Origin of the sequence: Caulobacter sp. ErkDOM-C (assembly GCF_048541825.1) — a bacterium.
In the GTDB taxonomy this organism is placed as follows: domain Bacteria; phylum Pseudomonadota; class Alphaproteobacteria; order Caulobacterales; family Caulobacteraceae; genus Caulobacter.
Map to the genome: position 1 here is coordinate 2,122,161 of NZ_CP183332.1, position 13,791 is coordinate 2,135,951.

General features: G+C 66.2%; 15 protein-coding genes. 5 read left to right on the top strand and 10 right to left on the bottom strand.

The features are described 5' to 3' along the window. Positions 1-70 precede the first annotated feature (70 nt). Positions 71-1,921, top strand: a complete 1,851-nt coding sequence (locus tag ACN2C8_RS10325) for a phosphoenolpyruvate carboxykinase (GTP) (protein WP_419251674.1) — start codon at positions 71-73, stop codon at positions 1,919-1,921. 44 nt (positions 1,922-1,965) lie between these two features. Here ACN2C8_RS10325 and rnc read toward each other — a convergent pair whose 3' ends face one another. The 5 genes from rnc to ACN2C8_RS10350 all read right to left on the bottom strand — a co-directional run bounded on the left by rnc (position 1,966) and on the right by ACN2C8_RS10350 (position 5,123). After that, positions 1,966-2,661, bottom strand: a complete 696-nt coding sequence (gene rnc / locus ACN2C8_RS10330) for a ribonuclease III (RefSeq protein WP_419251675.1) — start codon at positions 2,659-2,661, stop codon at positions 1,966-1,968. 9 nt (positions 2,662-2,670) lie between these two features. Beyond that, positions 2,671-3,525, bottom strand: a complete 855-nt coding sequence (gene lepB / locus ACN2C8_RS10335; RefSeq protein ID WP_419251676.1) for a signal peptidase I — start codon at positions 3,523-3,525, stop codon at positions 2,671-2,673. Positions 3,526-3,657: 132 nt separating this feature from the next. Further along, complete coding sequence (locus ACN2C8_RS10340; protein WP_419251677.1) at positions 3,658-3,951, bottom strand: YciI family protein; 294 nt, start codon at positions 3,949-3,951, stop codon at positions 3,658-3,660. A 24-nt stretch (positions 3,952-3,975) separates the two neighbouring features. Continuing rightward, positions 3,976-4,368, bottom strand: a complete 393-nt coding sequence (acpS, locus tag ACN2C8_RS10345; RefSeq protein WP_419251678.1) for a holo-ACP synthase — start codon at positions 4,366-4,368, stop codon at positions 3,976-3,978. After that, the gene (locus tag ACN2C8_RS10350; protein ID WP_419255864.1) at positions 4,365-5,123 is read right to left on the bottom strand and encodes a pyridoxine 5'-phosphate synthase; all 759 of its coding nucleotides are present in this window, start codon (positions 5,121-5,123) and stop codon (positions 4,365-4,367) included. The genes acpS and ACN2C8_RS10350 overlap by 4 nt, the downstream gene beginning before the upstream one ends. A 242-nt stretch (positions 5,124-5,365) precedes the next feature. On the opposite strand from ACN2C8_RS10350, the gene ACN2C8_RS10355 reads away from it, so the two are divergent. Then, a complete protein-coding gene (locus ACN2C8_RS10355) occupies positions 5,366-6,949 on the top strand; it encodes an amidohydrolase (protein WP_419255865.1) in 1,584 nt (527 codons plus the stop codon). Positions 6,950-6,964: 15 nt separating this feature from the next. On the opposite strand, the gene pyrE is transcribed toward ACN2C8_RS10355, so the two are convergent. Next, a complete protein-coding gene (gene pyrE / locus ACN2C8_RS10360; protein WP_419251679.1) occupies positions 6,965-7,552 on the bottom strand; it encodes an orotate phosphoribosyltransferase in 588 nt (195 codons plus the stop codon). Positions 7,553-7,635: 83 nt separating this feature from the next. On the opposite strand from pyrE, the gene ACN2C8_RS10365 reads away from it, so the two are divergent. Next, a complete protein-coding gene (locus ACN2C8_RS10365; protein ID WP_419251680.1) occupies positions 7,636-8,037 on the top strand; it encodes an NUDIX domain-containing protein in 402 nt (133 codons plus the stop codon). On the opposite strand, the gene ACN2C8_RS10370 is transcribed toward ACN2C8_RS10365, so the two are convergent. From ACN2C8_RS10370 to folK, 3 genes are all read right to left on the bottom strand, one after another. Continuing rightward, entirely contained in the window at positions 8,034-10,127 is a 2,094-nt protein-coding gene (locus ACN2C8_RS10370) for a RelA/SpoT family protein (protein ID WP_419262182.1), read from the bottom strand. The genes ACN2C8_RS10365 and ACN2C8_RS10370 overlap by 4 nt on opposite strands. A 257-nt stretch (positions 10,128-10,384) precedes the next feature. Further along, positions 10,385-10,744, bottom strand: coding sequence for a DNA-directed RNA polymerase subunit omega (gene rpoZ / locus ACN2C8_RS10375; protein WP_035049486.1), 360 nt, complete (start codon positions 10,742-10,744; stop codon positions 10,385-10,387). Positions 10,745-10,880: 136 nt separating this feature from the next. Continuing rightward, positions 10,881-11,420 carry a 2-amino-4-hydroxy-6-hydroxymethyldihydropteridine diphosphokinase gene (gene folK, locus ACN2C8_RS10380; RefSeq protein WP_419251681.1) on the bottom strand — a complete coding sequence of 180 codons (540 nt, stop codon included), beginning with the start codon at positions 11,418-11,420 and terminating at the stop codon, positions 10,881-10,883. Between folK and ACN2C8_RS10385 the strand changes: the two genes are divergently transcribed. Then, on the top strand, positions 11,409-12,008 hold the full coding sequence (locus ACN2C8_RS10385) for an NYN domain-containing protein (protein ID WP_419251682.1): 600 nt from the start codon (positions 11,409-11,411) through the stop codon (positions 12,006-12,008). The two genes, folK and ACN2C8_RS10385, sit on opposite strands and share 12 nt — an antisense overlap. Further along, on the top strand, positions 12,004-12,681 hold the full coding sequence (locus tag ACN2C8_RS10390) for a uracil-DNA glycosylase (RefSeq protein ID WP_419255867.1): 678 nt from the start codon (positions 12,004-12,006) through the stop codon (positions 12,679-12,681). Before ACN2C8_RS10385 ends, ACN2C8_RS10390 begins: the two co-directional genes overlap by 5 nt. A 24-nt stretch (positions 12,682-12,705) precedes the next feature. Here the strand turns inward: ACN2C8_RS10390 and ACN2C8_RS10395 are convergent, their stop codons facing one another. Then, positions 12,706-13,743 carry an SMP-30/gluconolactonase/LRE family protein gene (locus tag ACN2C8_RS10395; protein WP_419251683.1) on the bottom strand — a complete coding sequence of 346 codons (1,038 nt, stop codon included), beginning with the start codon at positions 13,741-13,743 and terminating at the stop codon, positions 12,706-12,708. Positions 13,744-13,791: the final 48 nt, after the last annotated feature.

Genomic DNA, 13,791 nt, shown 5'->3' on the forward strand with positions numbered 1-13,791 from the left:
AGCCGTGGGGCGCTATACTCACGCCCAAGGCGGACAATAGTTTCGCCAAAATGCGCAGGCAGGATGAGCAATGCAAAATGAAGGGCCTGGCGCCATCGCGCCCCCGACCAAACACGCGCGTCTCGTGACATGGGTCAACGAAGTCGCCGCCCTGACCAAGCCCAAAGCCATCTATTGGTGCGACGGCTCGGACGCCGAGTGGGAGCGCCTCACCGGCGAACTGATCGCGTCCGGCACGCTCAAGCGCCTCAACCCCGAGCTCCGCCCCAACTCCTTTTACGCCGCCTCGGATCCGCGAGACGTCGCCCGGGTCGAGAGCCGCACCTTCATCTGTTCGCAGGATCAGGAAGACGCCGGCCCGACCAACAACTGGCGCGACCCTGTGGAAATGCGCGCCACCCTGCATGGCCTGTTCGACGGCTGCATGCGCGGCCGCACAATGTATGTCGTGCCGTTCTCGATGGGCCCGGTCGGCTCGCCGATCAGCGCCCTGGGCGTGGAGATCACCGACAGCGCCTATGTGGCCGTTTCGATGCGGGTGATGACCCGCATGGGCCAGGCCGCGCTCGACGCGCTGGGCGATGACGGGTTCTTTGTGCCCGCTCTTCACACCCTGGGCGCGCCGCTGGAGCAAGGTCAGGCCGACGTTGCCTGGCCCTGCAACGACGACAAATACATCGTCCATTTCCCGGAGAGCCGCGAGATCTGGTCCTACGGCTCTGGCTATGGCGGCAACGCCCTTCTGGGCAAGAAGTGCTACGCCCTGCGCATCGCTTCGGTCATGGCCCGCGACGAAGGCTGGCTGGCCGAGCACATGCTGATCCTCAAGCTGACCTCGCCGGCCGGCAAGGTCCGCTATGTGGCCGCCGCCTTCCCCAGCGCCTGCGGCAAGACCAACATGGCCATGTTGCAGCCCACCCTGCCCGGCTGGAAGGCCGAGACCATCGGCGACGACATCTGCTGGATGCGGTTCGGGGCCGACGGCCGGCTGTATGCGATCAATCCAGAGGCCGGCTTCTTCGGCGTCGCTCCGGGTACAGGGGTTCTGACCAACCGCAACGCCATCGACACCCTGCACGCCAACTGCATCTACACCAACGTCGCCCTCACCGCCGACGGCGACGTCTGGTGGGAAGGCCTCACGCCTACGCCGCCTGAGGGGCTGACCGACTGGAAGGGCAGAGCCTGGAGCCCCGCTATGGGCGAACCTGCCGCCCATCCGAACGCCCGCTTCGCCGTACCGGCCGGCCAGTGCCCCGTCATCGCCGACGAGTGGGAAGATCCGGCCGGCGTGCCGATCTCGGCCATCCTGTTCGGCGGCCGCCGCGCCTCGGCCGTGCCGCTGGTCACCGAGGCCTTCGACTGGGAGCACGGTGTGTTCCTGGCCTCTAACGTGGCCTCGGAAGGCACCGCAGCAGCCGAAGGCAAGATCGGCGAACTGCGCCGCGATCCCTTCGCCATGCTGCCCTTCTGCGGCTACAACATGGGTGACTATTTCAGCCACTGGCTGAAGGTCGGGGCCAGCGCCGATCCCGCCAAGCTGCCGCGGATCTATTTCGTCAACTGGTTCCGCAAGGACGAGACCGGAAAGTTCGTCTGGCCCGGCTACGGCGAAAACGCCCGCGTCCTGAAATGGATCGTCGAGCGACTCGAAGGCGAGACGGACGCTGTGGACAGCGCCATCGGCCGCCTTCCCGCTTCGGGCGCGCTGGATGTGTCCGGCTTGGGACTCGACCAGGCGGCGCTGAATCTGCTGCTGACGGTCGACAGATCGATCTGGCTGGAGGAAGCCGCCCTGATCCTCGACGCCTACAAGCGCCTCGGCTCGCGCATGCCTCAGGCGCTCTACGCCCAGTTGGAAGCCCTGACCGGCCGGCTCACGCCGGTCGCTGCGGAAAGCCGAGCCCTGGAAAGCGTCTAAACTCGGCGGAAGGGGCCAGGAGGTCTGAGTTACCAGACTGGCCCCTACTCCGCCCCCTCGCGCTCGAGAAGCGCCTTGGCGGCGGCCTTCTCGGCGTCCTGGCGCGAGCGGCCGGCAGCGAAGACGGAATCGACGCCGAGGACGCTCACCTGGACGGTGAAAACCGGCGCGTGATCGGGTCCGGTGCGGTCCTTGACGGCATAGGTCGGCAAGGGCTTGCCCTGGGCCTGAGCCCACTCCTGCAGCGCGGTCTTGGGATCGCGGGGCTTGCCAAGGGCGGCGCGGTCGAACTCGGCGCTCCACAGGTCCAGGAACACCCGGCGCGCCGTCTCCAGCCCACCATCACGATACAAGGCGGCCATGAGGGCCTCGCAGCCGCCGGCCAGGATAGAGTCGGTCTCGCGACCGCCTACCTTGCTGGACGAGGCTGACAGACGCAGGGCCGGCCCCAGTTCGGCGGCGCGGGCCACGCGGGCGCAGGTCTCGCGGCTGACCAGAGCGTTGAGGCGCGGGGCCAGTTCGCCCTCCTTGGCCTGCGGGTACCGGTCGGCCAGGGCTTCTGCGGCCAGCAGGCCCAGCACGCGGTCGCCGATAAATTCGAGGACCTCGTTGTCGGCGGTCTTCTTGGCGCCGTCCCCGACGCTGGCGTGCGTCAGGGCCTGTTCCAGCAGGGCGCGATCCGTGAATGTGTAACCGATCCGGCGCTCCAGGTCGCCGACGGCGACGACCCGTCTATCCATGGTTCAGCTTCACTTCAGGACGCGGAAGAAGCGGCTGGGACGCGCGTCCAGAACCCAGGTCCAGGGCTTGAACAGGGCCGCTTTACGGTTCCAGGACAGCAGGATGATCTGGGCCTTGCCAACCAGGTTCTCGGCAGGAACGAAGCCGACCCCGACCTCGTCGCCGATATACTGGTCCAGCTCATAGTCCCACTTGCAGACGCCAGGACCAGTCTTGAACGGCGAGACGCCCGGGTCGAACCGGCTGTCGGCCGAGTTATCGCGGTTGTCGCCCATGAAGAAATAGCAGCCCTCGGGCACCGTATAGATGCCCGTATTGTCGCCGCGGCTGTCGGGGCCGTAGTCCTGGGTCTGGTACTTGCGGCCTTCGGGATTGGTTTCCTCGAAGCGCTGGACCTGCTGGGTGAAGCCATAGCCCATGTCGACCAGGGCGGGATCGCGCGAGGCCATAGCCAGGGGCTTGCCGTTGATGTTGACCACGCCGCCGCGCACCTGGACCTTGTCGCCCGGCATACCGATCAGGCGCTTGATATAATCGGTGCGATTGTCGCGCGGCAGCTTGAAGACGACGATGTCGCCCCGCTTGGGCGCCTTATCCAGGATCCGGCCATTCAGGATCGGCGGGCTGAACGGGATAGAGTGCTTGCTCCAGCCATAGCTGAACTTGCTGACGATGATGTAGTCACCTTCCAGCAGGTTGGGCTCCATCGAACCCGAAGGGATCGTGAAGGGCTGGAATAGCAGGACCCGCAGCACCAGGGCGATGCCCAAGGCATAGGCCACCGTCTTGATGATCTCGATGAATTCCTTGACGGCTCCGCCCTGTTCCTCGGGCTGCGCGTTATCGTCGGCGGCGTCGGTCATGCGGGCGCTGGGCTCTCGAGCAATGGGATTCCGGCGAACCGGACAGGCTTAGCTAGACGCGCTTTACACTACGGGCAAGCTCCACGCCGGTTAACTCGTCTTCATGGCGGAGGTTGGGCCGCCGCGCGGAGGCTATTCATCCTCGACCAAAAGGCGGATCTCCACGGTTCCTCCGGCCTCATAAACGGGATTGCCGGCCAGGCAGGATCGCGCGTCCTCCAAGCCCTCCGCCGCCACCCTGATGAAGCCGGTCAGATGATCGGACGTCGCTCGCGACGACCCGTCCCGGCGAAAACAGGCGCCGTCGCCAAGACTGCTGCCGCCGCGCAGACGCCCGCCATGGGCCAGTCCGTCCAGATAGGCCGGCCAGTCCGCCGCCGCCTCGTTGACCGCGTCGCCATGCATCAACAGAAGAAACTCGCTCATCGGGCCGGCGTCCTCTTTTGCGGTTCAGATGGCCTCGATGATCACGAAGGCCTGGGCATAGGGATGATCGTCGGTCAGCGACAGATGGATCACCGGGGTCATGCCGGCGGGCACCATCGAGGCCAGTTGCGCCGCCGCGCCGCCGCTCAAGGCCATGGTCGGCTTGCCCGACGGCAGGTTGACCACGCCCATGCCGGCCAGATGCACGCCGCGCTTGAGGCCGGTGCCCAGGGCCTTGGAGCAGGCCTCCTTGGCCGCGAACCGCTTGGCGTAGCTGCTGGCGCGATCAGGCTTGCGCTCGGAGCGCTTGCGCTCGATGTCGGTGAACACCTTGTTGGTGAACCTGTCGCCGAACCGCTCCAGCGACTTTTCGATCCGCCGGATGTCGCACAGGTCCGAACCGATGCCGATGATCACGCGGCCAACTCGGCGCGCGCGGCATCCATCAGGGCCCGCATCCGATGAATGGCCTGAGGCAGCCCCACGAAGATTGCCTCGCCGATCAAGAAATGGCCGATGTTGAGCTCGGCGATCTCCGGGATCGCCGCGATCGGCTTGACCGTGGCGTAGTCGATGCCGTGGCCGGCGTGAACCTCCAGACCCAGGCTGGAGGCCAGGGCTGCGGCGTCCTGCAGGCGCCTGAGGATGGCGGCGGCCCGCTCGACCTCCCCGGCCCGCGCGGCGTCGCAATAGGCGCCCGTGTGCAGCTCGATCACCTGGGCGCCCAGGCGATGCGAGGCCTCGATCTGGCTGGCCTCGGCGTCAATGAACAGCGACACTCGGGCGCCGGCTTCGCGCAGCCGAATGGTGGCGGCGGCGATGGCGTCATAGCCGCGCAGCACGTCGAGGCCGCCCTCGGTCGTCACCTCCTCGCGGCGCTCGGGCACCAGGCAGGCGGCATGCGGCCGGGCCTGCAGGGCGATACCGACCATCTCGTCGGTGACGGCCATCTCGAAGTTCAGCGGCTTGCCGCGCTTGAGGCACAGTTCGTTCAGCAGCGCGATGTCGGCGTCGGAGATATGCCGACGATCCTCGCGCAGGTGGGCGGTGATCCCGTCGGCGCCGGCGGCCAGGGCCAGCTCGGCGGCGCGCACCGGCTCGGGATAGGTGGACCCCCGTGCATTGCGGATCGTCGCCACGTGGTCGATGTTGACGCCCAGTCGGACGTTCAGCTGATGCTCGCTAAGAATTTTTCCGCCCTCGATCGCGATCGGCGCCCGATGGCTGGCCGTCCGTGACAGTCTATCCCCTTCCGGCCGACGGGTGGAGACCGGAAAAGCAACAGCCGCGCAGTTCTGCTCAACCCGGGGAAAACGGCGTGGACAGCAGGCCCGCCGCCGTTGAAGGTCGCGTCCTTGGGAAACTGTGGGGACGGAACATGATCCTGAAAACTGCGCGGACTGCGGCCCTGGCCATGCTGATGGCGACGACAGCTGTTTCGGCGATGGCGGAGACGACCGTTTCGGCCAGCCGGCTCAAGGCCTTGAAGGCGCAGGCCGTGGCCGGCGTCGAGTCCCGGGCCAAGCTGTCCCAGGTGATGAACGACCAGATCTTCTCCTTCGGCGAGTTGGGCTTCCAGGAGGTCGAGACCTCGAAATACATCACCGGCGTGCTGGAGGAGAACGGCTTTACCGTGGTGCGCGGCGTGTCGGGCATTCCGACGGCCTGGACCGCAACCTGGACCCACGGCAAGGGCGGCCCCACGATCGCCTTCGGCAGCGACATCGACTGCATTCCCAAGGCCTCGCAAAAGCCCGGCGTGCCTTGGCACGACCCGATCGTCGCCGGCGCACCGGGCCATGGCGAGGGCCATAACTCCGGCCAAGCCCTGAACGTCGTCGCCGCCCTGGCGCTCAAGGACCTGATGATCAAGGAGAACATCGCCGGGACCCTGATGCTGTGGCCCGGCGTCGCCGAGGAACTGGTGGCCGGCAAGGCCTACATGGTCCGCGACGGGGTGTTCACAGACGTGGACGCCACGATCTTCACCCATGTGGGGACCAATCTGGCCACCACCTGGGGCCAACCGACGGGCACGGGGCTGGTGTCGGTGAAGTACAATTTCCATGGCGAATCCGCGCACTCGGCCGGCGCGCCCTGGCGCGGCCGCAGCGCGCTGGACGCGGTTGAGCTGATGAACATCGGCTGGAACATGCGCCGCGAGCACCTCAATCCCACGCAACGCTCGCACCATGTCATCGTCGATGGCGGCGATCAGCCCAATGTCGTGCCGTCGGAAGCCAGCGTCTGGTACTATTTCCGCGAGCAGAGCTTCGACGCGATCAAGAAGAACTACGCCATCGGCGACAGGATCGCCCAGGCCGCCGCTGACATGACCGACACCAAGGTCGACCACCAGGTGATCGGCACGGCCGCGCCTCGCCATTTCAACCGACCGATGGCGCAGGCCGCTCAGGCCAATATCGAGGCGGTCGGCCTGCCGGTCTGGACCGCCGACGAGCAGGCCTTCGCCAAGGCCGTGCAGACCAATATCGGCGCGCCCAAGCAGACCGGTCTCGACATCAAGCTGAAGGGCCTGTCGCCGCCGGATCCCAAGCCGGAAAGCGGCGGCTCGGACGATATCGGCGACATTTCGTGGATCATGCCGACCATCACCATCAACTATCCGTCCAATATCCCCGAACTACCGGGGCACCACTGGGCCAACGCGATCTCTATGGCCACGCCCATCGCCCACAAGGGCGTGGCGGCGGGCTCCAAGGTTGTGGCGATGACGGCGCTGGATCTCCTGACCCAGCCCAAGCTGCTGGCCGCGGCCAACAGCTACTTCAAGGACGTCCAGACCAAGGACCAGAAATACGTGCCGATGCTGGCGGCGACCGACAAGCCGCAGACCCAGATCAACGCCAACATCATGGCCACCTACCGCCCGGCGATGAGCAAGTTCTACTACGATCCCGCCAAGTACGGGACCTATCTGGAACAACTGGGCGTCGAATGGCCGGTCAAGCAGCTGACGCCCCCTTCTGCCAAGTAGGGGGCGGCCAAGGGACTACTGGGCTTTAAGCCGGCGGCTGCCTGGATCTTCGATGGGGATCGCGGCAAGCTCCGGCGGCAGGGCGTCGGCGGGATAGGCCGGCACTTCCAGGCTGCACAGCGAGACCAGCGGCACGCCGACATCGACCTTGCCACCCGAGCGGTCGACGATGCAGGCCGCCGCGATGACGTCGCCGCCGGCCTCCTGGATTGCGGCTATGCACTCGCGCGACGACAGACCGGTGGTGACGATATCCTCGACCATCACGACCTTCTGGCCGGGCTCCAGATGGAAGCCGCGCCGAAACTTGAAGCCGCCGCCCTCACGCTCGACATAGATCGAGGCGACGTTCAGATGACGAGCGGTCTCATAGCCGGGGATAATTCCGCCCACGGCCGGCGACACCGCCACATCGGGCTGGCCGACGGTGGCGATGATCTTCTCGGCCAGGGCCTTGCACAGGCGCTCGCAGCGCTCGGGCCGCATGAACACCAGGTTCTTCTGCAGGAAGACCGGGCTGTGCAGGCCGCTGGACAGCACGAAGTGGCCTTCGCGCAAGGCCCCTGCGGCGCGGAATTCGTCGAGGACGTCATCATTGGTCATGGCGGGGATATAGCTGAGGCGCGCGAGTCTTTAAACGGGGGTCACGTCTTGCGTCGCGGATCGGATTTGGCTCTATCGCCCCCATGACCGAACCTCTCCGCCCCCGCATCGGCTGCGGCGCCGCCATCCTCGACGACCAGGGTCGCCTGCTGCTGGTGAAGCGCGTCAAGCCTCCCGAGGCCGATCACTGGGGCGTTCCCGGCGGCAAGCTCGACTGGGGCGAGGCCGCCCGCACCTGCGCCGAACGCGAGATCCTCGAGGAACTGGGGGTCAGAATTGTCGCCGGACCGGTGCTGGCCGTGACCGACATGATCGCCGACGACTATCACTGGGTGGCGATCACCTATCGAACCGATAGCTTCGAAGGCGATCCGGTGATCCAGGAAGACCACGCCCTGTCGGAGTGGGGCTGGTTCGCTCTCAACGCCCTGCCCTCGCCGCTGACGGCTTCCACGGCCGACGCTATCGCAGCGCTGAAAGCCTAACCGCGCGTCCGGTCCACGGTCTCGACCGAAGGACAGGCCCGCAGCGCCGCAGAGATATTGGTCAGGTGCTTGGCGTCGCGCACCTCGACATCGATGTCGGTGTCGAAGAAGTCGCTCTGGCGATGGTGCATGCGCAGGTTGACGATATTGCCGCCGGCCTCGCCGATGATCGTGCACACTTGGCCCAGCACGCCCGGCGCGTTCTGGATCGTGGCGTGCAGGCGGGTCAGGGACACCGTCTCGCGCTCGGCCTCGGGCGTCCAGTTCAGGTCGCGCCAGAGATCCTCGCGATCCTCGTAGTCGGCCAGCTTGGGACAATCGATGGTGTGGACGTCAAGGCCCCCGTCCTGGCCCGCTTCCCCATCCTCGCGAAGGATGCCCACGATGCGATCGCCAGGCACCGGGCTGCAGCAATGGGCGAAGTGCAGCGAGACGCCCGGCGTCAGACCGCCGCCGCGCACATAAAGCCGCGCGCCCTTGCCGCCCTCGATCTTGCGACGGGCCGAGGCGGCGGCCATGTCGCTGTCCTTCATGCCCGGAAAGGCGGTTTCCAGAACCTGGCTGGGCGAGACCCGGCCACGGCCGACGGCGTCGAACAGAGTCTCGTCGCTGTCCAGCGCAAACCGCTCCAGGATCGGGCGCAGCGAGACGTCCTTCAACTTCTTGCCGGCCCGCTCAAAGATCTGCTCCACGGATGCCTTGCCCAGGCGCAGGAACTCTTCTTTCTCGGTCTGGCGGATGTGGCGGCGGATCGCCGAGCGCGCGCGGCCGGTCACGGTCAGCGAACGCCAGTCCGGTGGCACCACGGGCTTGGCGCCCCGAATGACCTCGACCACGTCGCCGTTATTGAGGCCGGTGCGCAGCGGCTTCAGCTCGCCATTGATCTTCACGCCAATGCAGGTGTCGCCGACGCTGGTGTGAACGGCATAGGCGAAGTCGAGCGGCATGGCGCCGCGCGGCAGGCTGACCAGCTTGCCCTTGGGCGTGAAGACGAACACTTGGTCGAGGAACATCTCGAGCTTGGCGTGCTCGACCAGCTCTTCGGCGTCGCCGCCGTGTTCCAGCACCTGGACCAACTGGCGCAGATTGGCCAGCGGATCGCGGCCGCCGGCGGCTTCCATGCCTTCCAGGTCAAGGCCGTACGAGGCGTCCTTGTAGCGGAAGTGGGCGGCGACACCCTCTTCGTTGACGCGGTCCATCGCCTCGGTGCGGATCTGCATCTCGATGCGCATACCGCGCGGCCCCACCACGGTGGTGTGCAGCGAGCGGTAGTTGTTGCGCTTGGGCGTCGAGATGAAGTCCTTGAAGCGGTCCGGCACACTGGACCAGGACCGGTGCAGGACGCCCAACGCACGATAGCAGTCCTCCTCGCTGTCGACGATCACGCGGAAGGCATAGATGTCGGACATCTGCGAGAAGCCGATCGATTTGCGCTGCAACTTGCGCCAGATCGAATAGGGCGACTTTTCACGGCCGAAGACCCGGGCCGGAACGCCGGCGGATTCCAGTCGCGCCGCGATCTCTTGCGAGACCAGCGCTACCGCCCCGCCCTGCTCGGCGCGCAGGGTGTCCAGCCGTCGAATGATGGCGTTGCGGGCCACCGGATTGGTGTGCTCGAAGCTGAGCTCCTCCAGCTCCGTGCAGATGCGGTGGCAGCCGATGTTGCGGGCCAGGGGCGCGTAGATGTCGCGCGTCTCGCGGGCGATGCGCTCGCGCTTGGCCTGACTTTTGATGAAATGCAGCGTCCGCATGTTGTGCAGACGATCGGCCAGCTTCACCAGCAGGACGCGAACGTCCTTGCTGATGGCCAGGATGAACTTGCGCAGGTTCTCGGCCTGGCGCGAATGCTCAGCCTGGAGCTCCAGCTTGGAAAGCTTGGTCACGCCCTCGACCAGCTCGGCGATCTCGTCGCCGAACAGGCCCGCGATGTCCTCGCGGGTGACGGGCGTGTCCTCGATCACGTCATGCAGCAGAGCCGTGACGATGGTCGCAGTGTCGAGCCGGTACTCGGTCAGAATGCCGGCCACCTCGATGGGGTGGGCGTAGTAGGGGTCGCCGCTGGCCCGGGTCTGACTGCCGTGCATGCGCATGGCGTAGACATAGGCGCGGTTCAGCAGCGCCTCGTCGGCGGTCGGGTCGTAGGAATGGACCCGCTCGATCAGTTCGTACTGGCGAAGAATCTTCTGGCGCGGCTTGGCAGCCGGCGTCGGGATCGCCTGGACCTCGCTGGCCGCCAGAAACGACGACGCGCCCGAGTCGCCCCCAAGCGGGGGAACTTCGGACGCGCGTTCGGATGGAGCGGCGGCAGGCGCCGCTTCAAGAATCAGAGGGTCTGTGCCGTCGGGGCTCAGTACCGTTCCTCTTGACCGCCATCGCGGTCGCTTTGCAGAGCGCGAACCAGTTCCAGTTCGCTCATCTGCATGTGGCTCGGATCCGCCAGCAGGGCCAGGGTCTCGGCTTCTTCTTCGGCTTCGGTGTGCTCATCGACGCGCTGCAGCGTGCTGATCAGCTGTTCCTTGAGGCCTTCGTGATCGACGACGTCGTCGGCGATCTCGCGCAGGGCGACGACCGGGTTCTTGTCGTTATCACGATCGACCAGCAGGGCGGCGCCAGCCGAGATGCCGCGCGCCCGATGGGCGGACAGCAGAACCAGTGCGAAACGGTTCGGAACCTTCTCGACGCAATCTTCGACGGTGACGCGGGCCATGAATTCCTCGGGCTAGCCGTGACGCTCTGCAAAATAAGGGTTTGAGCGGCGTTACGCAACGCCGCTGAGTCTTTGCCCGTCTTTCGCGAGGGGGCGCTTATGCCCGCTTCGCGCCGGTAAGTCCAGTGCGCGAAGTTCAGGGCCTGGCGTCGCGTCCAACGCTGGCGGCGTTCGCCAAGTGGGCGGCGGTCTCGCCGCTGACGGGATGGCGCCAATCCGGCGCGATCTCGGCCAGGGGTCCCATCACAAACAGGCGCTCATGAGCGCGCGGGTGCGGCGCCATCACGACGTCGGAAATCACACGGCGGCCGTGAGCGATCAGGTCGAGATCCAGGGTCCTGGAAGCATTGAGCTCTCCGCGCACGCGCCCGAAGCGCGCCTCGATACGATGCAGGGCTGCAAGCGTCGCCGCCGGATCAAGCAAGGTTTTCACCACCGCCACACCGTTCAGATAGGCAGGCCCGGCTGGATCAGGCCAAGCGGCGGATGTCCACCACGACGAGCGCGCCACCACAGCGAGACCCTCAGAGGAAAAGGCCTCCAGCGCGGCTTCCAACAAGGCTTCGCGACTCGTGTAGGCTCCCGACAGATTACAGCCGAGCGCCACGATTATGGTCTCGTCCAAGCCATTTTGATCGACCGTATTTTCCAAGGACTTGCCGCTTTGACCTTCCATCCCACAGACCGTCTGGCCCTGTTCATCGACGGGGCCAACCTCTACTCGGCCGCCAAGGCGCTGGGCTTCGACATCGACTACCGCAAGCTGCTCGACGAGTTCAGAAAGCGGGGCGTTCTGATACGGGCGTACTACTACACCGCCATCAACGAGAATGACGACTATTCGCCCATCCGGCCGCTGGTCGACTGGCTCGACTACAACGGCTTCACCCTCGTCACCAAGCCGGCCCGTGAGTTCACCGACAGCCAGGGCCGCAAGCGCTGGCGTGGCGACATGGACGTCGAGATCGCCGTCGACATGCTGCAGATGGCCGAGACCGCCGACCATCTGGTGCTGTTCTCCGGCGACGGTGACTTCCGCGCCCTGGTCGAGGCCGTGCAGCGCAAGGGGCGCCGGGTGACCGTGGTCTCGACGATGAAGAGCCAGCCGCCGATGACCAGCGACGACCTTCGCCGCCAGGCAGACGACTTCGTCGACCTGAACGACCTGGCCAACATCGTCGGTCGTCCACAGCGCGCGCCTGCGCCACGCCCGATGGTCGACGCCCGCACCCAGGCCGAACGCGAGGCGGACGATGAATATTGAGCAGCCCTCCAACATCGCTGGCGAACAGGTCCCCTCACCCGCCGAGCCGCCGCGCGACTGTCCGCTGTGTCCTCGGCTGGTGGCCTATCGCCGCGAGAACCAGGATCTCTATCCCGACTGGTTCAATGGACCCGCGCCGTCGTTCGGCGACCGGGATGCGCGGCTCCTTATCGTGGGACTGGCCCCCGGTCGCAAGGGGGCCAACCGCACCGGGCGGCCGTTCACCGGCGACTATGCCGGGACCCTGCTCTACGAAACCCTGATCAAGTTCGGCTTCGCCACCGGCAAGTTCGAGGCGCGACCGGACGACTCCCTCAGGCTGATCGGCAGCGCGGTGACCAACGCCGTCCGTTGCGCCCCGCCCGGCAACAAGCCCGAGACCCGCGAGGAGAACACCTGCAGGCCCTTCCTGACCAACCGGATAGAGGCCTTCCCGAGGCTGAAGGCCATCGTCACCCTGGGCGACGTGTCGCGGCGGAATGTGCTGAAGGCCCTGGGCCTGAAAGGCTCTGCCGGCATCCCCGGCCATGGCTCGGAGTTCCAGGCCGGCCCCTATCGGGTGTTCAACAGCTATCACTGCTCGCGGCTCAACACGAACACGGGCCGCCTCACTACGCCGATGTTCGAGGACCTGTTCGCCCGCGTGAAGGCCTATATCGAGGCGGCCGGCTAGAGGCGCCGAAACCAGAAGCGCCGCCTAGATCAGCCCGGTGGTCTTCAGGCGCACCCTGGCCAGGATGTCGTCGGCGGTCAGGAACAGGGTGTGGCCGTCCTCGCCGAACGCGCAGTTGGCGATGGGGCGACCCGCGTCGATGACGCCGATCAACTCGCCAGCTGGCGTGATCACCAGCACACCGCCAGGGCCCGTGGCGTAGAGGCGTCCCTCGGTGTCCAGGCACATCCCATCCGGCAGGCCCGCACCCCCGGACTTGTGCAGGGCCATGGCGTCGAAGAACAGCTGGCGCTTCACCGGCAGGCCGTCGTCGCCCAGGTCATAGACCATAATCACCGGCCCTTCAGGATCGGATACGGCGACATAGAGCCGCTTCTCATCTGGGGTCAGCGCCAGGCCATTGGGGAAGGTCAGCTTGTCATCAACCACGACGACCGAGCCGTCGGGGCGCCGCAGGTAGACGCCGTTGAACGCCATCTCCTTCAGCGGCGAGTTGTTCATGCCCTCAAGGCCGTAGGGCGGATCGGTGAAATAGATCGCGCCGGCCATCGCCCCCGTTTGGGCGACAGCCAGATCGTTGGGACTGCTGAATTTCTTGCCCTGATAGCGGTCAAGCAGGATCGTCTTCTGCCTGGTCTTCAGATCGACTCTGGAGATCGCCCGGTTCCCATGGTCGCAGACCAGCAGCGCGCCTGCGGCGTCCAGCGCCAGGCCGTTCGAGCCAGGCTCGCGGAAGGCCTTAGTCGGCGGGCCGTCATAGCCCGACGGCTTGAGGAACACGCTCGCGCCGTCAGCCTCGCTCCAGCGATACATCGTGTTGGCGGGCACGTCGGAGAAGACAAGATAGCCACCCTCCCTCACCCAGACCGGCCCTTCGGACCAGACGAAGCCGTCGGCCAACTGTTCGATCCTGGCGTCGGGCGCGACCACCGCGTCCAGCGCGCGAGACAGGCGACGGATGCTTCCAACCGTCGGACGGGCGGCGTGGGCAGACACGGAGAACCCTCCGGCAAGAACGGCGGCGCTGGCCCCCAGGGTGATGGAACGGCGCGTCGGCGTCATGGGGTTGGGTCCTCACGTTATGACAGCGATGTCATAGCAATCCTCCCC

Excerpts from the sequence above, each read along its gene's own strand:
- ACN2C8_RS10325 (WP_419251674.1), top strand. The coding sequence starts at position 71 with ATGCAAAATGAAGGGCCTGGCGCCATCGCGCCCCCGACCAAACACGCG.
- rnc (WP_419251675.1), bottom strand. The coding sequence starts at position 2,661 with ATGGATAGACGGGTCGTCGCCGTCGGCGACCTGGAGCGCCGGATCGGT.
- lepB (WP_419251676.1), bottom strand. The coding sequence starts at position 3,525 with ATGACCGACGCCGCCGACGATAACGCGCAGCCCGAGGAACAGGGCGGA.
- ACN2C8_RS10340 (WP_419251677.1), bottom strand. The coding sequence starts at position 3,951 with ATGAGCGAGTTTCTTCTGTTGATGCATGGCGACGCGGTCAACGAGGCG.
- ACN2C8_RS10355 (WP_419255865.1), top strand. The coding sequence starts at position 5,366 with ATGCTGATGGCGACGACAGCTGTTTCGGCGATGGCGGAGACGACCGTT.
- pyrE (WP_419251679.1), bottom strand. The coding sequence starts at position 7,552 with ATGACCAATGATGACGTCCTCGACGAATTCCGCGCCGCAGGGGCCTTG.
- ACN2C8_RS10365 (WP_419251680.1), top strand. The coding sequence starts at position 7,636 with ATGACCGAACCTCTCCGCCCCCGCATCGGCTGCGGCGCCGCCATCCTC.
- ACN2C8_RS10370 (WP_419262182.1), bottom strand. The coding sequence starts at position 10,127 with ATGCGCATGCACGGCAGTCAGACCCGGGCCAGCGGCGACCCCTACTAC.
- rpoZ (WP_035049486.1), bottom strand. The coding sequence starts at position 10,744 with ATGGCCCGCGTCACCGTCGAAGATTGCGTCGAGAAGGTTCCGAACCGT.
- folK (WP_419251681.1), bottom strand. The coding sequence starts at position 11,420 with ATGGAAGGTCAAAGCGGCAAGTCCTTGGAAAATACGGTCGATCAAAAT.
- ACN2C8_RS10395 (WP_419251683.1), bottom strand. The coding sequence starts at position 13,743 with ATGACGCCGACGCGCCGTTCCATCACCCTGGGGGCCAGCGCCGCCGTT.